This window comes from Streptomyces sp. NPDC001717, assembly GCF_042892775.1.
Taxonomy (GTDB): Bacteria; Actinomycetota; Actinomycetes; order Streptomycetales; family Streptomycetaceae; genus Streptomyces.
This window is the reverse complement of record NZ_JBIAUK010000028.1, coordinates 61161-80143: the sequence shown is the minus strand read 5'-3', so window position 1 is coordinate 80143 and position 18983 is coordinate 61161. Positions and strand designations below refer to the sequence as shown.

Genomic DNA, 18983 nt, shown 5'->3' with positions numbered 1-18983 from the left:
CCAGAACGGACCGATACGCTCAAAAACAAACCGGATGAGCTGTACTGACTACGCGGTTCGGGTCCCTCCGGCCACCAGCTCCCCGAGCAGCTCCGGCGCGACGAGCGTCGGCAGCAGCAGCCGCCAGAACCCGGTGACCGTGGAGCCCGAGAGCCATTCCGCGTCCCGCGCCCCGAGCACCTCGAACCCCACGGTCGCGGCCACCACGGCACCACCCGCGTCACCGGCCGCCACCTCCGGACGCAACTCGCCTCCGGTGGCGGCCCGTTCCAGCATTTCCTCGACCCAGTGCCGCCACCACCCGCGCAGGTCGACCTGGGGCGCGCGGGACACCTCACCGCTGAGCTCGAAGCCGGCCCGCAGCACGGCGTCCGCGCGCAGCGCCGCGGCCAGTCCGTGGGTGACGTCGATCAGGAGCTGCATCCCACTCACCCCGGACGGGGGCTCGACGTCGGCGACGGCCATCAGCCGGGTCAGCGCCGCCGTCTCGACCGCGTCGGCCAGTGCCGCCTTGTTCGCGAAGTGGAAATGCAGCGCTCCGTTGCTCACCCCGGCCAGCGAACTGATCGCGGTGAGCGACGCGACCGGGAAGCCCTCCCGATCGAAGATCTCGGCCGCCGACCGGATCAGGGCTTCGCGCGTACGTGCCGCGCGTTCCTGCTTGACCATGGACTGCTCCGTCACTGCGAGAGAGTGCCGCGCCCGCCGGGAGGTGGGCATGGCGTAGATGCCGCGGCGCCGCGCGGGAGTGCGGTCCCGCTCAACAGTCCAGCCTAACAAACCGCTTGTGCGGTTTTTAAGACGGGGGAGATCACTCCGTTTGGCCGGCCAGGCAGATCGACCCGCCCGGGGCGCTCGGCAGCCTCGGTGCCGACGCTCGAGGACGACTCGCACCCCGCTCGACGGGCCCGTCGGCGGAACGAAGCCCGGAGCAGGTCGGATCAAACCGGGGTGGAACGCAGGAAGGCTCTTCCGACCAGGGTCGATGGGTGAACCGAAGAAGATCGCTCCACTTCACCCGATAACGGAGGGTCGAGAACCGCTAGAAATTAAACCGGCTGGTCTGTATCTTCCCGGCTCAGAGACACCGCAGCCCTTCTAGCCACCGAAGCCCAGGGGGAGCAATGTCCACGAGCACCTTCCGCGTCGAGCGCAGCACGATGAACCACACCCGAGCCGGAAGCTCCGCGGCTCCCATGCCCCGGCCTTACGACTTCCCGTCCCTGACCGTCACCGTTCCCAAGGAACTCGTCCACCGGGCTTCCGTCGCCGAGGTCCTCCTCACCGACTGGCAGCGCATGGACGAGGACCGCTTCCTCGTGACCGCGCAGTGGCCCCGCGCCCACAGCTTCTTCACCCCGGTCGCGGGCGGCTACCACGACCCCCTCATCACGTGCGAGACGGTCCGCCAGTTCAGCATCCTCCTCGGCCACGCCGAGTTCGGGATCCCGCTCGGCCACCACTTCCTCATGCGGGAAGGCGGAGTGTCGGTACGGCCCGAGTTCCTGCACGTCGGCTGGTCGCCGGCCACGCTGCACATCGAGATCACCTGCACGGAGGTCGAGCGCCGCGGCAAGAACGTGTCGAAGCTCGGCTTCGAGTCCGTCTTCTGGCGCGACGGGGACGTCGTCGCCACCGGATGGGGCTCCTTCTCCTGCCTGGCGCCGGGGGTGTACAGACGCCTGCGCGGCGACCACACCCTCGACGGCGACTGGAACCCGCTCCCGCTGATCAGCCCGGCGGCGCCGCAGGGCGTCGGCCGCATGTCCCCCATGGACGTCGTCCTCTCCCCCACCGCCCAGCCGGACCGCTGGCAGCTGCGGGTGGACACCCGGCACCCCGTACTCTTCGATCACCCGGTGGACCACGTCCCGGGCATGGTGTTCATGGAGGCCGCCCGGCAGGCCACGGCCGCCGTGCTGGGGCGCTCCTCCTACCTCCCGCTCAGCATCTCCAGCCGGTTCAGGCGGTACGGCGAGCTGGACGCGCCCTGCATGGTCCAGGCCCGCCGCGTCGCCGGGGGCCCCGACGACGGGGGCGCGGTCCTGGTGACCGCACATCAGGACGGCGCCCTCATCTTCGACTCCGTGGTGACCGCGGGGTCACACGGCTCCTGACCCGGTGTCCGCGTCCACCGTGCCCGGATCGGACACGAACGCGCCCAGGTGATCCGCCGCCCAGTTCCGGAAGGAACCGGCCGGACGCCCCAGCAGAGCGGGAACCGTCTCCCCCACCTGGCCCTTGGCCGCCTCGCACTGACGGCTCGCCCTGTACAGCAACGCCTCCACCACCGCCTCGGGATGGCGCCGCCCCATCTCGACGCGCGCCTGCTCGGGCCCCAGTTCCTCGCAGCGCAGAGAACGCCCCAGCAACTCGGCCAGTTGAGCCGTCTGCTGAACCGCCGTCATCGGCTCCGGTCCCGTCAGGGTGTAGGTCATGCCCGCGTGCCCGTCCTCGGTGAGGGCCCGCACCGCCACTTCCGCCACGTCCCGCGGATCGACGCACGAACTCGCCGCCGAGGGGTACACGGCCCTGACCACTCCGTGCTGCCGGATGGACGACCGCCAGGAAAGGGTGTTCGACATGAACGCGCGAGGGCGCAGCAGGGTCCAGGCCATACCGGATCCCCGCACCAGTTCCTCCTGTGCGCGCTGGGCCCTGGTGACCAGATCGTCGGCTCCGCGGTCGGTGACCGCGGCGGCGGACAGCTTCACCACGTGGCGCACCCCGGCCGTCCGCGCGGCATCGATGAGGCGGGCGTCGTCCTGTCCTAACCGGTTGGTCAGGAGGAAGAAGGCCCGCACCCCGTTCAGGGCCCGCTCCAGCGACCTCGGGTCCTCGTAGTCGCCGTACACGATCCGGGCCCGCCCCGACGCCCCCGTGACGCACTCCGGACGTCTGGCCATGATGCGTACCGCCGCGCCGGCGGGGAGCCGACGGACGATTTCCCGCCCGATCGTCCCGGTGGCTCCAGTGACAAGGATCATCCGACTTCCCTTCTGCACCACATTTCCACCGGCGCCCTCGGCCGACGGCCATTACTCGCTGTAAGATACGAACTCGGCGGTTTTTTTACCGACCCCCAGTACTCGTCGACCCTGAGGAGGGAGGAAGCGGAATGGCTGAACAGGTCCGTGCCGTACGCACGCGCAAGGCGATCCTGTCCGCGGCGGCCAAAGTGTTCGAGGACCAGGGCTACCAAGCCGCCACGATCTCGCAGATCCTCACCGAGGCCGGGGTGACCAAGGGGGCCCTGTACTTCCACTTCCAGTCGAAGGAGGACCTGGCCCAGGGGGTGCTCGCCGAGCAGGACCACCGCCTCGTCCCCCCGCCCCGGGCCTCCAAGATCCAGCAGATCCTCGACGGGGTCATGATGCACGCGTACCGCCTGCAGACCGATCCCATGGTGCGGGCGGGCGTCCGGCTGTCGATGGACCAGCAGGCGCACGGCCTGGACCGCAGTGGCCCCTTCCTGCGATGGAGCGAGGTCACCGTGCCCTTCTTCCAGGAGGCACGGGAACAGGGCGAGCTGCTGCCGCACGTCGTGATCACCGAGACCGTCGACGTCATCGTGGGATCGTTCGCCGGCATCCAGGCCATGTCCCAGGCCATCTGCGACTACGGCGACCTGGCGATCAGGGTCTCCGCCCTGATGCGCCATCTGCTGCCCAGCGTGGTGGTGCCGTCCGTCCTCGCGTCGCTCGACCTCTCCGAGGGCAGGGGGGCCATGGTCTACGCCGAGGCCCTCAAGGCGGCCGACGAACTGGAGTTGGCGGGCCGGCCGGGCTGAACGGCCGTACGCGCCCCGCTCGCCGCGCCGGCGCCGTCGACGACGTACCCGGACAGGGCGGCCGACAGGCCCGTCGCACCCGGTGTCCAGGCGATGTAGCCGTCCGGCCTGACCAGGAGGGCGTCGTAGGGCACGTCGGACGCGCGCCGCGCGCGCACCACGTACAGGGTCTGCCCCCACGAGCGCGCCTCGTCCTCGAAGGCGGCACCCCGCTCGCCCAGCAGCAGCAACAACGGGCGGCCGTCCCGCAGGAGCCCGATCACATCGGTGTCGCCCGACTCGGTGTGGAGCGCCACATTGCGCAGGAACGTTCCGGCTCCGGGCGACGGCCGGCCGGCGCCCGCCGGGAGGACCGTGTCCTGCGCGCTGATCATGCCTCCGAGTAGCCTGCGGCCGCCGTCCGCGGCCAGCACCTCGGTGAACACCGAGCGCAGGGCGTCCGATTCGGGGCCCGGCCGCATCAGTGCGAGCTGGGCCCGGGTGTTCTCGACGACGCGCCCGGCGGCCGGCCGGCGCTCCGCGTCGTAGGTGTCGAGCAGCTCCGGGGCCGCCGTGCCGCGCACCGCGAGCGCCAGCTTCCAGGACAGGTTGAGGGCGTCCAGCACTCCGGTGCTGAGGCCCTGGCCGCCGATCGGGAAGTGCACGTGCGCCGCGTCCCCCGCCAGGAAGACCCGCCCCTGCCGGAAGGTGCGGGCCAGCCGGGAGACATCGCTGAACCTGCTCAGCCAGCGCCCGTCCTCCATCGCCACGTCGTGTCCGACGATCCGGGACACCTCGCGCCGCACCTCCTCCAGAGTGGGCGGCAGCTGCCGGTCGGCGTGGGCGCCGGCGCAGTCGAGCGTGCGGATGTGCATCCGGCCCTCCGCGTCCCGCTTGGCCGCGATCCAGCCCCGCTCCGTGCGCAGCCAGCCCTGCGCCAGCGAGTCCGGGTCCGTGACCGTGACCGTGCCCATCAGCGAGGCCACCGTGGCCGGCTGGGTGTCGCAGGCGATGCCGGTCCGCTCGCGGACGGTGCTGCGCGCGCCGTCCGCCCCCACCGCGTACGCGGCGGTGCAGGCGATCGTCCCCCGCGGCCCGTCGGCCGTGACCCGCACCCCGTCCGCGTCCTGGACGACCTCCGTCACCCGGTGCTCGCGCAGGATCCGCGCCCCGGCCGCCCGGGCCCGCTCCTCGAACCGCCGCTCCAGCTCCGCCTGGGGGCATTTGAGGATCGGCTGGGGCTCGGTCTCCGGAGCCTCGATGAGCAGGCCGGGCATCCCCGCGAAGTGGAAGGCGCCGCTGCCGGCCGCACCGGCGGGTGCGACCGCCGCCGTCGGCAGGTGGCCGCGCCTGGCCAGGCTCTGCACGGCCCTTGCGTGGAGCGTGGTCGCCTTGGGCCAATCGGCGACCCGGGCCTCTGGTTCGAACAGGACGACTTCGACCCCGTACGCGGCCAGCTCTGCGGCCACCAGCATGCCGACCGGCCCCCCGCCGACCACGACCACGTGCGCCTGCGTGTGATGTAACCCCTGCACAGCGGTGCCCTCCCCATCGACAACCCGTGCCCGTGTCCATCCGGAGCCGAAAATATACCGGCGGGCCCGTTTGTTTTCCAAGTGCCCAGGCCCATGCGATCCGGCGAACTCCCCTCTCTTCGACCGGAGTTCGTACACGACCGCTCAAGACGCACTGGAGGGCTGCTCGAATCCTCCGCGCCCCATGGGACCTACCCCCGTATAGTCGCCGTGCCTTGACTATTTGATGACCCGTTCCCGAAGAACCGATGACCCAGGGGGAGACCGTATGGAGACCGCACGCCTGGCCTCGCTCATCGCCGCGACCGTCACCATGGGCCTGGTCAGCGGCTTGTTCTACGGCTTTTCCGTCTCCGTGATGCCCGGTCTGAAGCGCTCCGACGACCGGACCGTCATCGAGGTCATGCAGCACATCAACAAGGCCATCCTCAACGGCTGGTTCGTCCTCGGCTACATCGGCGCGTTCCTCTTCACCGCCCTGGCCCTGGCCCTGCACGTCCCGTCCGACGGCCGTGACGTACTGCCGCCGCTGATCGCCGCCCTGGTCTGCTACATCGTCTCGATGGGCGTCACCAACAAGGTGAACATCCCGCTGAACAACGCCTTGGAGAAGGCCGGCCCGGTCGCCCGGATCGCCGACCCGGCCGCCGTCCGGCGCGCCTTCGAGGGCCCCTGGGTCCGCGCCAACGTCTGGCGCACCCTGCTGTGCACCGCCGCCGTCGGCTTCCTGGCCTGGGCCCTGTACCTGAACGGCCAGACGGTCTGAGCCGGCCGGCCCGGCCCGACCGGACGACGCCCGAACGCACGAAGTCCCCCGGTCGGGTGGGCCGGGGGACTTCGTTTCGCAGCGTGGGGGGATCAGGACCGGCGGGGTCGGTGGATCAGCGGGTGGCCCTGCCGAAGAGGATCAGGGCGCGGGCCATGGCGGTCAGGCCCAACGTGCACAGCAGGGTGCGCAGGATGTTGGTGGAGACCCAGGTGGTCTTGAACTTCTCGACGATCGAGAAGTCCGTCAGCTTCGCCGCGTCGCCGACGTCGGCGAGTTCGTTGTTGAGCGGGATGTTCACGGAGAAGGTGATCATCAGTACGACGAAGTAGGCCAGAGCCGCGGCCCCGACCCAGATCGCCACGTTGCGCCGGCCCTTGCGGAACTCGATGATCGCGGAAGCCGCGGACGCGAGCAGGGCGACGATGAACGCCATGCCGAAGAGTCCGTTGCCGTCGATCTTCGAGTTGAAGTTCTGCATGGCGGTGACGTACGTGTGCTCGTCGCCCGCGGCCAGGCCCGGCATGACCGAGACGTCGAAGGCGAAGAACAGGCCCGCCATCAGGCCGATGAGGACCGTCGAGACGATCAGCAGGGAGGTGGCGAGCCCGGAACGCTCGGCGGACGCCGGCGCGGGCTGCTGGGGCGGGGCGTAGTAGCCGCTGCCGGCCGGATTGGAGTTCATGGGACATCCTCATCTGGGGTGGTGGGAGTAGTGCTCGCCCTCGGCACGGACATCCGATCGTGGCACTCCCCGCCAATGCCCTGCCATGGGTTTCCACCAGTGCTTGAGCGGGGCTCAAGCGGCCGTACTCGTACACGTGGACTCATGCGGAGATCCGTGGGGGACACGGCCGGACATGGTCTGTTGCACAGATTCTCGCGACGCTCCCTCGGCTCGCCCTTGAGCGTTCGTCGAGCGGGGCGACGGCCCGGCCGCGCGCCCCGCCGGACGGCGGCCGCGCGGGCTCAGCGCACCCGGAAGTTCGCCATCATCCCCATCGCCGAGTGGTCCAGCAGGTGGCAGTGGTAGACGTACGTCCCCTTGTAGGTGTCGAAGGTGGCGTGGAGCTTCACCGTCTCGCCGGGGAACAGCCGGACGGTGTCCTTCAGCCCCGCCTCGGCCGGGGCCACCGGGGCGCCGTTGCGCTCCAGCACCCGGAATTGGATCAGGTGCATGTGGAAGTTGTGCGGGATGATCTTGTTCGCGTTGGTGACGGTCCAGATCTCCGACGTGCCGTGCGCGATCGTCTGGTCGATGCGCTGGTAGTCCCACTCCTGGCCGTCCATCAGGCCCCTCGGCTCCGCGCGGCCGTCCTCGTCCATGCTGAGGACGATGTTGCGCTGGACCGTGGCCGTCCGCATGGCCGGCAGGGTGCGCAGCTGGTCGGGCACCCTGCTCGGGTCGGCTGCCGTCCGCACGACGTCGAAGCGCAGCACCTTGCCCACCTGGTCGGGCGTCCCCGGGCCCAGGGTGTTCTCCAGGACGATCTTCGTGCCGACCGGGTAGCGGGAGAAGTCGATGACCACGTCGGCGCGCTCCGCCGGGGACAGCCCGACGGTGTCCGTGGTGAAGGGGCGCTCCAGCAGTCCGCCGTCCGTGCCGATCTGGATGATCTGGCCGCCGTCCGACAGGCGCAGCTGGAAGAAGCGCATGTTGGAGGAGTTGAGCAGCCGGAAGCGGTACTTGCGAGCGGCGACCTCGACATAGGGGGACGGGCGGCCGTTGGCGAGGATCGTGGTCCGGCCGAAGACGTCGTCCATCTGGTAGACGAGCTGTCCGGCCTCGTCGAAGCGGGCGTCGCGCAGCGCGATCGGGACCTCGTACTGCCCGGCCGGCAACGGCAGCGCGCGCTCGGTCTCGTCCGAGAGCAGGTACATGCCGGACAGGCCGCGGAAGACGTGCTCCGACTCCATGTGGTGCGCGTGGTCGTGGAACCAGAGCGCGGCGCCCGGCTGCTGGTTGGGGTAGCTGTAGGTGCGCGAGGTGCCCGGCCCGAAGGTGTCCATCGGGCCGCCGTCGTTCTCCGGTGAGACGCTGCCGCCGTGCAGGTGCACCGAGACCGGCATGGTCAGGTTGTTGCGGTGCCGGATGGACACCTTCCGCCCGCTGCGGGCCCGCAGCACCGGCCCCGGGAAGTGGCCGTCGTACGTGAGGACCTTCGTCTGCACCCCGGGGATGATCTCGCGCGCCACCTCCTTCATGGTGACGGCGTACGTGTCCTGGCCGCCCAGCACGGACGTCGGCGAGAGCACCGGCAGCGTGGGCATCCGCACGGTGAACGGCGCCGGGACGGCGACCGCCTCCGTGGCCTGTGCGGACCCGGCGTTGAGCAGCGGCGCCAGCCCGCCGGTGGTGAGCAGGCCGGCACCGGCCGCGCCTATGGCGCCGCCGAGCACGCTGCGTCTGGTGACCATGGGTTTCCTCCTGGGACGGGTGGGGACCGCGCGGGTGTCGCGCCGCGAGTGGAACAGAGCCGCCTCGCAGGTCGCTCGAGCCCGGATGGGGTCAGGTTGCGCGGGCCTTGCGGGGGCCGGGCAACCCTTACTCGTGCGTACGTACGACCGCGTACGCACGACTTGTGCCGCCCTGCCCGGCGGCCGCTGGGGGAGGCTCCCGTGGACCTGAACGACCTGCACGACTTACGCGGCTGGCTGCCGCGCGCCCTCGGGGTGGCCGAACGCTGGGGCGGCCAGTTCGGTCCGTACGAGACCCACGACGCCCACCGGACCGACCCCGACGCGTTCACCGAGGCGTTCGACCGCCTCGCGAAGCGGATGGACCACAACTATCCGTTCTTCCACCCGCGTTACGCCGGACAGATGGTCAAGCCCCCGCATCCGGCGGCCGTCACCGGCTACCTCACCGCGATGCTCTTCAACCCGAACAACCACGCCGCGGAGGGCGGCCCCGCGACCACCGAGATGGAACGCGAGGCGGTCGCCGAACTGGCCGCCATGTTCGGCCTCCCCGCGCACGTCGGGCACCTCACCACCAGCGGCACGATGGCCAACCTGGAGGCCCTGTACGTCGCCAGGCAGCTGCACCCGGACCGCGGCATCGCGTACAGCAGCGAGTGCCACTACACGCACGAGCGGATGTGCCACGTCCTCGGCATGGAGGGCCACCGCATCCCCGTCGACGCCCACGGCCGCATCGACCTCGACGCCCTGGAGGACGCCCTGCGCGGCGGGCGGATCGGCACGGTCGTCGTCACCACCGGCACCACCGGCCTGGGCGCGGTCGACCCGGTCCACGAAGTACTGCCCCTGGCCCGGCGCTACGGCGCCCGCGTCCACGTCGACGCGGCGTACGGCGGCTTCTACGCCATCCTGGGCCGCTCCGCCACCGGCGACATCGACCCGGCCCCCTGGCGGGCGATAGCCGAATGCGACTCGGTGGTCGTGGACCCGCACAAGCAGGGCCTGCAGCCCTACGGCTGCGGAGCGGTCCTCTTCCCGGACCCCCGGGCCGGCCGGCACTTCGCGCACGACTCCCCGTACACGTACTTCACCGACTCGGACCTGCACCTGGGCGAGATCAGCCTGGAGTGCTCACGCGCGGGCGCCGCGGCGGCGGCCCTCTGGCTGACCCTGCAACTCCTCCCCCTCACCCCGGACGGCTTCGGCCGCATCCTCGCCGCGAACCGCCGCGCCGCCCTCCAGTGGTCCGACCTCCTCGCCACCAGCGCCGACCTGACCCTCTACCAGCACCCGGACCTGGACATCGTCACCTACTTCCCGACGACCGCCGACGGTTCCCTCTCCTCCATCGACGCCGCCTCGGACCGGCTGCTGCGCGACGGCATGACCGCCGAGGCCGATCCGGTGTTCCTCAGCGTGCTGCGCGCGGACGCCGACGCGTTCGTACGACGCCACCCGCGCGTGGTGCGCGACGCGGACGCGGCCCGGGTGATCCGCAGCGTCCTGATCAAGCCGGAGCACGAGCACTACCTGCCGGTGCTCCACACCCGTGTGGCGGAACTGGCCGCGCACGGCCGTGCCTGACCGAACACGCCCTCCCATCCCATCCCACAGGAGGCCCACCTTGTCCCCGACCACCGCACTCACCCCGAACCGGCTGAGCCGGTCCCGGATCACCCACCTCTCCGCCCTCCTCGCGGACGCCTTCCACGAGGACGCGTTGACCCGCTGGATGATCCCCGACGAGCGGCTTCGAGCCGAGCTGCTGCCCGGGTTCTTCCGCGTGTTCGTCGAGCTCTCCGCCTCGTACGACGCGGTGCTCACCACCCCGGACGGCGACGCGGTGCTGCTCTTCCTGCCGCCCGGCGCCGAGCCGGACGAGGAGGCGCTGGACGCGGCGTTCGCCGAGGCCCTGGGCGAGCACGCGGACGCCCTGCGCACGATCGCCCGCCTCCAGGCCGAACGCCATCCGCACGGCCCGCCGCACTACTACGTCTCCTTCGGCGCGGTCCGCGCCGGCCGCCAGCAGGGCGGCCTGATCACCCGACTCCTGGGTGAAGTCCTGGCCCGCGCGGACGCCGAAGGCGTACCCGTCTACTCGGAAGCCAGCTCGCAGGGCGGCGAGGCCGCCTGCCGCCGCGTCGGCTTCGAGCGCGTGGGCGAGGACATCGCCCTCCCCGCGGACGGCCCACTCCTTCGACCGATGTGGAGGGACCCCCGATGAGGGGCGACGACCTGATCCAGTCGTGGACCGCGGGCGAGATCGCGCGCGGCGAGGTGCCGGCCGACGCGATCGGCCCGCTCCTGCAAGTCCTCATGTGGAGCCGGGACTTCCTGGTCTCCAGCCACCCCGAGCTGGGCCGCTCCGGCCCGGTGTGCCCGTACACGCAGCCCTCGTTGCGCAAGGAGCTGTTCCACCTGGCCCTCCCCTCGGCCGACTGCGAGGACCTCAGTCAGGCGGTGGACTCCCTCCGCACCCGCCACGCGACCCTCTCCGAGCCCCTCTCCCCGGACGACCGCGAGCTCCTCACGATCCTCCTGGTCCTCCCGGGCTTCGACCCGACGGACTCGGTGGAACTGGACGAACTCCAGCGTAAGGCCAAGGACGAGTTCGTGGCGGAGGGCCTGATGATCGGCCAGTTCCACCCGGTGTGCGAGGAGCCGGGTCTCTACAACGAGTCCTTCCGTCCCCTGCGCGCCCCGCTCCCCCTCCTGGCGGTCCGCAAGCTCCTGGTCTTCGACCTCCCCTTCCTGGTGGGCGACGACTCCCACATGGACCACTACCTCCAGCGCTTCGCCCCGGAGATCCCCTCCCGCATCCGCGACCAACTGGTGAGCCGAGTGGTCGCCGCCTGACCCCTGCCAGGACGCGACGCCTGCCACGACACGACGCCGGCCCCGGGGTGAAACACCACCGGGGCCGGGATCGTGCCCGGGGATTCCCCGAATACCGGAATGCCGGAATGCCACGAAACCCTTACACGCCCATAAGGAATCTCTCCGCGCCGTATATCGCTGTTGGCAAGAGCAATGTCCATGTTTTGATCCGGAGATCGTTGAACGTGGACCTACCGGCGGGTAACTGATCATATGGGCAGGGCGCACGGGGGACGCGTCACGGCGGCAAGCTCAGGGGGTCGCAGCCATGCGAGAGGTCTTGTTCAGTCTGTTGGGGCCACTCGACGCTCAAATCGACGGGGTGTCGGTCCACCTCGGCGGAGCCCGCCAGCGGACGGTGCTGACCATGCTGTTGCTGGCACCCGGCCGGATCGTCTCCGTGGACAGCCTGATCGACACCGTCTGGCCGTCCGGCGCTCCCACCACCGCCCGCAACCAGATAGCCATCTGCGTCGCGGGTCTGCGCAAAGTGTTCAAGGGCGCCTCGGACTCCATGCCCCTGATCACGACGTCCCACCCCGGCTACGTCCTCAATCCGCTGGAACACCGCATCGACGTGGTCGCCTTTGACGACGCCGTCCGTCAGGCCCGGGAATTGGCCCGCAGCGGAAAGAACACGGAAGCCTGCGACGCGTACGCCGAGGCACTCTCCCTCTGGCGCGGCCGCGCCCTGGAGGGGGTGACCGGCCCCCGTGTCGAACAGGAGGCCACCCGGCTGGAAGAACTGCGCCTGGACGTCCACGAGGAGTACGCCGGGCTGCGACTGCAACTCGGCCGCCACCGTGCCCTCGTTCCGGAACTCTCCGCGCTGGTCGCCGAGAACCCGCTGCGCGAACAGGCCCGCGCCCACCTGATGCTCGCCCACTACCGCTCCGGGCGCCGCGCCGAAGCACTCGCCCTCTTCCGCGAAGGCCGCCGGCTCCTCGTCGACGAACTGGGCATCGAGCCCGGCCCCATCCTCCAGGGCATGCACGACCTCGTCCTGAGCGACTCGCCCGAACTCACCCAGCCACCCGTCGACCCGGCCCCGGCCCCCGCGGCCCACGTCCCCGCCCAGATGCCGGCCGCCTCCGCCTCCTTCACCGGGCGCGCCAAAGAACTCAGCGCCCTCGACCGGATGCTCGACGAACGTCTGGGCCAGTCACCGCTGACCATGGCCGCCATCAGCGGTATCGCGGGGGTGGGCAAGACGGCCCTGGCCATCCAGTGGGCCGGCCAGATCGCCGGCCGTTTTCCCGACGGCCAGCTGTTCGCCGACCTCCGCGGCTACGACGAGACGTACGCGCCCGTCCCGCCCGCGACCACCCTCGACCGCTTCCTGCGCGACCTCGGCGTGCCCGCCCCGCAGATCCCCGCCGACCCCGGCGACCGCGCCGCCCTCTACCGCAGTGTGCTGGGCGGCAAGCGCGTCCTGATCGTCCTCGACAACGCCCGCTCCTTCCGGCAGATCCAGCCCCTCCTGCCCGGCAACGGCCGATGTTGCGTGATCATCACCGGCCGCGACCTCATGGACGACCTGATCGGCGACTACGCCGTCCTGCGCATCGGCCTGAACGTGATGTCGGCGCAGGAGGCCACCGCGCTGCTCTCCGAGGTCGCCGGGCCGGAGCAGATCGCCGCGGACCCCAGCGCCACCGAACGCCTCGGCGAGCTGTGCGACCGGCTGCCGCTCGCCCTGCGCATCGCGGGCGCCCGCCTCGCCGCCAAACCGCACTGGGGCGTGCGGAGCCTGGTCACCCGGCTGGAGAACCAGCGGCGCAGGCTGGACGAACTCAGCCCCGGCGAGGGCGGCGTGCGCGCCGGATTCAGGCTGAGCTACCGCGATCTGACACCGGCCACCAGGCAGCTCTACCGCCGGCTCGGTCTGCTCAGCGTGCCCGACTTCGCCGCCTGGGTCGGCGCGGCCCTCATCGACGCCGAACCGATCGACGCCGAAGACCTCATCGAAGAGCTCGTGGACAACCAACTCCTCGAAGTCGCCCCCTCCGCGGGGCCGGTCACCCGCTACCGCTTCCAGGATCTACTGCGGCTCTTCGCCTGGGAGTGCGCCCAGACCGAGGAGAGCGAGGAGGACCGGACGGCCGCCTTGGAGCGGGCGTACGGCGCCTGGCTCCACCTCGCCGACGCGGCGCGTGAGCGGACGTACGGAGGCAGGCACGCCGTGGCGTACGGCCGGGTGGCTCCCTACCCGCTGCCCTCCGAGCTCATCGACGAACTCCTCGCCAGCCCCCTGGAATGGTTCGAGTCCGAACGCGTCGCCCTCGGCGACATCATCAGCCAGTGCGCCGCCAGCGAGCACTTCGCCGCCTACGCCTGGGGGCTGACCCTCAACAGCACCACCCTCTTCGAGGCCCACAACTACCTGGAGGACTGGCGCACCGCCGCCGACCACGCCGTGGCCTCCGCCGCCCGCACGGGCGACACGCTCGGCGAGGCCACGATGCTGCGCTCCCTGGCCACCCTGGCGATATACCAGCACCACTACCACGACGCCCAGCCGCTGCTGGGACGTGCCCTGGCCCTCTTCGACGCGTGCGGCGACCTGCACGGCCGCGCCGTCACCCTGCGCAACCTGGCCCTGTGCGCCCGGTTCTCCGGCGACCTGGACGGGGCGACGCGAGACGCCCGCGAGGCCCTGACCGGTTTCCGGACGGTCGGCGACACCGCGGGCGAGTCCCACGCCCTGGGCCTGCTCGCGCAGCTCGAACTCGAACGCGGCCACCTCTCCGAGGGCATAAGGCTGTGCACGCAGGCCATCGCCAAGAGCCGGGAGGCCGGCAGCGTGCGCGGCGAGACCCAGAACACCTACCGACTGGCCGAGGCCCTGCTGCGACACGGCAACCCGGCCGGAGCGGAGACCGCCTGCCTGACGGTCCTGGCCCTGACCCGCGAGGACGGGGACCGGCTCGGCGAGGCCCACGCGCTGCGCGGGATCGGCGAGGCCCGCTGGCGCCAGGGCCGGCACGACCACTCCGAAAGCGTGCTCCTCCAAGCCCTGGAGGTGGCCGAGGAGGTGTCCGACCGCTTCCTCCAGGCCCGCATCGAAGCCGACCTCGGGTGCACGCTCGCCGTGCGCGGCGCGCCCGACGCGCTGCGCCGGCTGGAGTCCGCCCGGGCGGTGTTCGAGGAACTGAACGCCCCCGTATGGCGGGACCGGGTGGAGCGGGTGCTGCTCGCCGTGACGGCCGCCTGCGGCGGCCCCGTACCTCAACAGGACCTGGTCCGCGTACTGGAGAGCTGAGGAACGCCGGAGGTCCGGGCCCCGCGGAAGGCGGTGCCCGGACCTCCGGGCCCTTGCCGGGACGCTCAGACCGAGTGCGCCTCGACCCCGTCGAGCACGATCGCGGCGATCTCGCCCAGCCCGGTGATCACGGTCCCGATCGGACCGGTCCAGGGCACCTCCGGGTTCGGCACGGTCCACGGCACCTCGTCCTGGAGTCCGGTCAGGACCGCGGTGGCGGCGGGCGGCTCGCTCGCCGATGCCTGCCCCGCCGACCCCACCGCGAGAGCCACGGAGGCGGCCACGGAACAGAAGATGCCGGTCAGAGCGGTGCGGGTGCTGCGCATTCGGGGTCCCCTCGTCAAGTCCACTTCGCCGCCCCCGACCCGGGGCGACGAGGAAGAAACTACGCAGTGTCTCTGTCGGGATGATGTTGCTCCTATTTCGCCGCCGGGGCATGCCGTCGTCGATGCGCGAAATCGATCCGACATCGGCAGGACAGAGCCGGCGGCCATGGTGGTACGCGGAGAGCCTGCACCGCCCGTCGTCGACAGGAAACCATGGACCTCAAGCTGCTCGGCCCGGTCGAGGCCACCCGCGAGGGCGTGCGGATCGCGCTCTCGGGGACCAAGATGCCCACCGTTCTCGCAGCCCTGCTGCTCGCCCGGGGCCGGGTCGTTCCCGATTCCCGGCTGAGCGCTCTGCTGTGGGGAACCGACCCGCCGGCGACGATGAACGCGCAGATCCACACGTACGTCTCCAGGCTGCGGGGACTCCTGGGCCCGGAGGTCACTCTGGAGCGCCGCTCTCCCGGCTATGCCCTCAGGACCGGCGACAGCCGCGTGGACATCGTCGAATACGAGCGGCTCGACCGGCTCGGCCGGCAGGCACTCCAGGAGCACCGCCACCAGGAGGCGGAGGCGCTGCTGCGCGGTGCCCTGGAACTCTGGCAGGGCCCCCTGCTGGTGAACGTCACCGAGTTCCTCGCGGACCAAGAGGTCCCGCAGTGGGAGGAATGGCGGGCCGCCACGCTGGAGAACCGGATCGAGGCCGATCTCGCCCTCGGCCGGCACCAGCAGACCGTCGCCGAACTGACCCGGCTGGTGGCCGAGTTCCCGCTCCGCGAGCGGATGCGCGCCCAGCTCATGACGGCGCTGTACCGGTGCGGGCGACAGGCGGATGCGCTCCGCGTCTTCCAGGAGGGCCGTTCGGTGCTCGCCGACGAGCTGGGTGTGGAACCGGGCAGCGGGCTGAGGGCCGCCCATCAGGCCCTGCTGTGCGCCACGTTGGACCTCGAACCGCAGTGCGCGGAGCCCTCGCCCACATCCCTGACGGCGGTGGCACCGGCCCGCACGTACGTCGACGTCGACGTCACCGCTCCCGTCCCCGTCCCCGTACACGTCCCCGTACACGTGCCCCGTACGCGTGTCCGCCCAGGCCCGGGGGCCGGGGCGCGGCTCCCGGCAGCGGCGGCCCCCGCCCCCGGCGGATCCTCGGTCGTGCCCGCCGACGGGTCGCCCTTCATGCTGCCGCCCCCTACCGGCGCCTTCACGGGCCGCACCCGCGAACTGGCCGCCCTGCGCCGCCTGCTCGCCCCCTCGGACCGGGACTCGCGCGGCGAACCGCGCACGTGCCTGATCACCGGCATGGCGGGGATCGGCAAGACGGCCCTGGCCGTGCACGCCGCGCACGCCGCCCACCGGGAGTTCCCCGACGGCCGGCTCTACGCCGACCTGGCCGGACCGGACGGCAGCGCCAAGGACCCGCGCGGGGTACTGGTCCGGTTCCTGCGCGCGCTCGGCGAGGAACCCTCCGCATCGGCCGTACACGACACCGAGGAACTGGTGCGGGCCTACCGCACCCGCACGGCGGGCCGCCGGGTCCTGGTCCTGCTGGACAACGCGGCCGACAGCGCGGTGCTCGCCGCGCTCCTGCCGGCCGGACCGCACAGCGCGACGCTGATCACCGGGCACGTACACCTCTCCGCGGCGACCGGTCCGCACACGCTCGCCCTGAGCCCGATGAACCGCGCCGAGTCGCTCGAACTGCTCACCAGGGCGGTCGGCACGGCCCGTACCACCGCCGAACCGGCGGCCGCGGAGCGGCTCGTGGACTCCTGCGCCGGCGTACCGCTCGCCCTGCGCATCGTGGGGGCCCGGCTGGCCTCCCGCCCGCACTGGTCCGTCGGGCGGCTGGCCGAGCGGCTGGCGGACGAGCGGTCCCGGCTGGAGGAACTCTCCTTCGGCGAGCTGGACATGGCCCGATCGCTGGCGGCCTGGCTGGCGCGGACCGACACCGAGAGCCTCGAACTGCTGGTCCGTCTCTCCGTGCTCGGGAGGCGGTCGTTCTCCGCGGCCTCCGCCGCGACCGTCCTGGGCGTGCAGGTCCGGCGGGCCGAGGACCTGGTGGAGTGCCTGGCGGACGGCGCGCTCCTGGAGCCGGCCCATGCCGCGGGAGCGCTGGGCGTCCTGACGGGGGACCGTTTCCGCTTCCATCCCCTGGTGCTGCTCCACCTCCAGTCCCTGCCGGTCGAGCGCCCCGTCCGGGCCACCGGTCCGCTTTCCGTGGCGAGTCCCGCGACCCGCTTCCTCGCCGGCTGACCGCCGCCGGTCAGGATCCGTGCAGATGGAGCAGGCACTCGTAGGCCGTCGGCAGCGTGTCCAGGAGGATGCGCTGCTGGCGTTTGACCGAGGTGAACACCTCGTCCGCGGCGGCGGCCTCCTTCACGTGGTGGGCGAGCGCGGGCAGCGGGCGGGCCGGCTCGGTCCCCAGGCCCGTCAGGATGCTGTAGTAGTGGCCGTCGGTCCAGATGTTCCGGAGCTCCGCCTCGGGCCTGCCGGTCGATCCGTAGTAGGCGGCCTCGTCCGTGGCCGTCGGATTGACCGGGAGACCCGCACGGTAGAGGGCGGCCTTGCGCCGCAGCCCCTCGGGCAGTTCCCGTTCCCCGACGGCGCGCCAGAACGGTGTGTCGGCGCGCGGCGCGAAGGCCAGATGGGCCTGTACGAAGTCCCGGGACTGCGCGAACACCGCCTCGGTCTCCCGGTTGTAGCTGTCGGCCAGCGCCGGATCGAAGTCCCGGTCGGGGAAGTGCCTGACGAGCCGGTGCAGCGCGGCCACCAGGAAGTGGCTGTCGGTCGGCTGCAGGGGCCCCAGCGAGCCGGCGGCCCCGCCCAGGGAGACGACGTTGCCCACCCAGGCGCGCCGGATCCGCCCCACCCGCAGGGTCACGAGGTCGAACCGGGTCCGCGCCCGGTCCGCGCCCCACAGTGCGCACAGCTCGGCCACCGCCTCTTCCGGAGTGGTCAGCGACGTGTGGTGCGCGTGGCCGGTGAGGAACCCGGAGCGCAGCGGCACCTTCCAGACCCAGCCCGACGGCACGGCCACCGCGGAGGTGTACGGCTCGACGGTCTCGGCCCGGTCCTCGTGCGGGATCCGGGCGACCACGGCCCGGTCGCACAGCAGCTCGCCGGACAGGTCCAGGAACGGCTCGCCCAGCACCCCTCCCACGAGCGAACCGGCGGGGCCCGAACAGTCGATGAACAGGTCGGCGTCCAGGCTCATCCCGTCCGTGGTCCGTACCGCGGTGACGAAGCCGCGCTCGTCCCGGTCGGCGCCCGCGAAGCCGCTGCCGACTGCACGCACGCCGTCCCCCGCCAGCATGAGGCGGCGCAGGTATCCGGTGAGCAGGCCGCTGTCGAGGTGCCAGGCGTACCGGGTGGCGGCCCGGCCGTCGAGCCAGCGGGGCGCCAGCTTGGCGTCCATCAGCGGGGGCTCGCGGAAACACGCGTAGTCGAAGGGCTCGACGGTGCGGCCCTCCCGCGTGCGCAGCACCCAGTACGAGGACAGCGGTAGCCCCTCGCAGTCCGGGAGCAGCCCCGTGGAGTGGTAGAAGTGGTCCGGCCCGCCTCCCGGCAGCTCCCGGGGTTCCGCCGAACTTGGGCCTTCCGTACGCCAGTTGACGAACCGCGCCGCCGTCTTGAAGGTGGCACCGCACGCGCGCATCCACTCGTCCTCGTTGACGCCGAGGAGGCCGAAGAAGAACCGGTGGAAGTGCGGCAGGGTCCCGAACCCGGCGGCGCCGGGCACCGGGGCGTCACCCGGCGCCTCCAGCACGGTGATGTCGACGGTGCCGCCCAGCGCCTTCCCGAGATGGGCGGCGGTCATCCAGCCGTCGGCGCCGCCACCGAGGATGACGACCTTGCGGATGCGTCGGCTGCTCATACGGTGACACTCCTCGCGGACGGGCGGGGCTCGGAACCCAGATGCTCGCCGCTGCCCCTATGCCGCTCCTCTATCCCCTGCCCACGGCGATATGGAAAAGGGCAAGGACCGGCATGGATCCGGCATCGGGCCGGTGGAGGCTCCCGCCCG

Annotated in this window: 15 protein-coding genes; 8 read left to right on the top strand and 7 right to left on the bottom strand. The window is 71.6% G+C overall.

The window, feature by feature from the left end:
- Positions 1-48: 48 nt before the first annotated feature.
- Positions 49-684: a ScbR family autoregulator-binding transcription factor gene (locus ACFYZL_RS31945; protein WP_384751733.1), complete on the bottom strand. Its 636-nt coding sequence runs from the start codon at positions 682-684 to the stop codon at positions 49-51.
- Positions 685-1124: 440 nt separating this feature from the next.
- Between ACFYZL_RS31945 and ACFYZL_RS31940 the strand changes: the two genes are divergently transcribed.
- The gene (locus tag ACFYZL_RS31940) at positions 1125-2117 is read left to right on the top strand and encodes a ScbA/BarX family gamma-butyrolactone biosynthesis protein (protein WP_384751736.1); all 993 of its coding nucleotides are present in this window, start codon (positions 1125-1127) and stop codon (positions 2115-2117) included.
- Here ACFYZL_RS31940 and ACFYZL_RS31935 read toward each other — a convergent pair.
- Complete coding sequence (locus ACFYZL_RS31935; protein WP_388683800.1) at positions 2103-2987, bottom strand: NAD(P)H-binding protein; 885 nt, start codon at positions 2985-2987, stop codon at positions 2103-2105. The genes ACFYZL_RS31940 and ACFYZL_RS31935 overlap by 15 nt on opposite strands.
- Before the next feature lie 131 nt (positions 2988-3118).
- Here ACFYZL_RS31935 and ACFYZL_RS31930 point away from each other — a divergent pair, with 131 nt between their 5' ends.
- Positions 3119-3790, top strand: coding sequence for a ScbR family autoregulator-binding transcription factor (locus tag ACFYZL_RS31930; protein WP_384751742.1), 672 nt, complete (start codon positions 3119-3121; stop codon positions 3788-3790).
- Here the strand turns inward: ACFYZL_RS31930 and ACFYZL_RS31925 are convergent.
- Positions 3733-5304, bottom strand: a complete 1572-nt coding sequence (locus tag ACFYZL_RS31925; RefSeq protein ID WP_388683796.1) for an FAD-dependent monooxygenase — start codon at positions 5302-5304, stop codon at positions 3733-3735. The two genes, ACFYZL_RS31930 and ACFYZL_RS31925, sit on opposite strands and share 58 nt — an antisense overlap.
- A gap of 268 nt (positions 5305-5572) precedes the next feature.
- Between ACFYZL_RS31925 and ACFYZL_RS31920 the strand changes: the two genes are divergently transcribed.
- Positions 5573-6070 (top strand): DUF1772 domain-containing protein, encoded by a 498-nt coding sequence (locus ACFYZL_RS31920; RefSeq protein WP_384751747.1) that lies wholly within the window; start codon positions 5573-5575, stop codon positions 6068-6070.
- Between the two features lie 115 nt (positions 6071-6185).
- Here ACFYZL_RS31920 and ACFYZL_RS31915 read toward each other — a convergent pair whose 3' ends face one another.
- Both ACFYZL_RS31915 and ACFYZL_RS31910 read right to left on the bottom strand, forming a co-directional pair.
- A complete protein-coding gene (locus ACFYZL_RS31915) occupies positions 6186-6755 on the bottom strand; it encodes a DUF1772 domain-containing protein (protein ID WP_384578512.1) in 570 nt (189 codons plus the stop codon).
- A gap of 284 nt (positions 6756-7039) precedes the next feature.
- On the bottom strand, positions 7040-8488 hold the full coding sequence (locus ACFYZL_RS31910) for a multicopper oxidase family protein (RefSeq protein WP_384751750.1): 1449 nt from the start codon (positions 8486-8488) through the stop codon (positions 7040-7042).
- Between the two features lie 201 nt (positions 8489-8689).
- Between ACFYZL_RS31910 and ACFYZL_RS31905 the strand changes: the two genes are divergently transcribed.
- The 4 genes from ACFYZL_RS31905 to ACFYZL_RS31890 all read left to right on the top strand — a co-directional run bounded on the left by ACFYZL_RS31905 (position 8690) and on the right by ACFYZL_RS31890 (position 14633).
- On the top strand, positions 8690-10078 hold the full coding sequence (locus tag ACFYZL_RS31905; protein WP_384751752.1) for a pyridoxal phosphate-dependent decarboxylase family protein: 1389 nt from the start codon (positions 8690-8692) through the stop codon (positions 10076-10078).
- 40 nt (positions 10079-10118) lie between these two features.
- Positions 10119-10718: a hypothetical protein gene (locus ACFYZL_RS31900; protein ID WP_388683792.1), complete on the top strand. Its 600-nt coding sequence runs from the start codon at positions 10119-10121 to the stop codon at positions 10716-10718.
- On the top strand, positions 10715-11350 hold the full coding sequence (locus tag ACFYZL_RS31895; protein ID WP_388683790.1) for a DUF6875 domain-containing protein: 636 nt from the start codon (positions 10715-10717) through the stop codon (positions 11348-11350). The genes ACFYZL_RS31900 and ACFYZL_RS31895 overlap by 4 nt, the downstream gene beginning before the upstream one ends.
- A gap of 343 nt (positions 11351-11693) precedes the next feature.
- Positions 11694-14633, top strand: coding sequence for a BTAD domain-containing putative transcriptional regulator (locus ACFYZL_RS31890; protein WP_384751760.1), 2940 nt, complete (start codon positions 11694-11696; stop codon positions 14631-14633).
- A gap of 65 nt (positions 14634-14698) precedes the next feature.
- Here the strand turns inward: ACFYZL_RS31890 and ACFYZL_RS31885 are convergent, their stop codons facing one another.
- On the bottom strand, positions 14699-14959 hold the full coding sequence (locus ACFYZL_RS31885; protein ID WP_384748694.1) for a hypothetical protein: 261 nt from the start codon (positions 14957-14959) through the stop codon (positions 14699-14701).
- A gap of 213 nt (positions 14960-15172) precedes the next feature.
- On the opposite strand from ACFYZL_RS31885, the gene ACFYZL_RS31880 reads away from it, so the two are divergent.
- A complete protein-coding gene (locus tag ACFYZL_RS31880; RefSeq protein WP_388683786.1) occupies positions 15173-17212 on the top strand; it encodes a BTAD domain-containing putative transcriptional regulator in 2040 nt (679 codons plus the stop codon).
- A 10-nt stretch (positions 17213-17222) separates the two neighbouring features.
- Here ACFYZL_RS31880 and ACFYZL_RS31875 read toward each other — a convergent pair whose 3' ends face one another.
- Entirely contained in the window at positions 17223-18833 is a 1611-nt protein-coding gene (locus ACFYZL_RS31875) for a tryptophan halogenase family protein (RefSeq protein ID WP_388683783.1), read from the bottom strand.
- Between the last annotated feature and the right edge of the window lie 150 nt (positions 18834-18983).

Bases quoted from the DNA above. Each gene is read 5' to 3' on its own strand.
- ACFYZL_RS31940 (WP_384751736.1), top strand. From the start codon at position 1,125: ATGTCCACGAGCACCTTCCGCGTCGAGCGCAGCACGATGAACCACACC.
- ACFYZL_RS31920 (WP_384751747.1), top strand. From the start codon at position 5,573: ATGGAGACCGCACGCCTGGCCTCGCTCATCGCCGCGACCGTCACCATG.
- ACFYZL_RS31910 (WP_384751750.1), bottom strand. From the start codon at position 8,488: ATGGTCACCAGACGCAGCGTGCTCGGCGGCGCCATAGGCGCGGCCGGT.
- ACFYZL_RS31885 (WP_384748694.1), bottom strand. From the start codon at position 14,959: ATGCGCAGCACCCGCACCGCTCTGACCGGCATCTTCTGTTCCGTGGCC.
- ACFYZL_RS31895 (WP_388683790.1), top strand. From the start codon at position 10,715: ATGAGGGGCGACGACCTGATCCAGTCGTGGACCGCGGGCGAGATCGCG.
- ACFYZL_RS31930 (WP_384751742.1), top strand. From the start codon at position 3,119: ATGGCTGAACAGGTCCGTGCCGTACGCACGCGCAAGGCGATCCTGTCC.
- ACFYZL_RS31875 (WP_388683783.1), bottom strand. From the start codon at position 18,833: ATGAGCAGCCGACGCATCCGCAAGGTCGTCATCCTCGGTGGCGGCGCC.
- ACFYZL_RS31880 (WP_388683786.1), top strand. From the start codon at position 15,173: ATGGACCTCAAGCTGCTCGGCCCGGTCGAGGCCACCCGCGAGGGCGTG.
- ACFYZL_RS31915 (WP_384578512.1), bottom strand. From the start codon at position 6,755: ATGAACTCCAATCCGGCCGGCAGCGGCTACTACGCCCCGCCCCAGCAG.
- ACFYZL_RS31935 (WP_388683800.1), bottom strand. From the start codon at position 2,987: ATGATCCTTGTCACTGGAGCCACCGGGACGATCGGGCGGGAAATCGTC.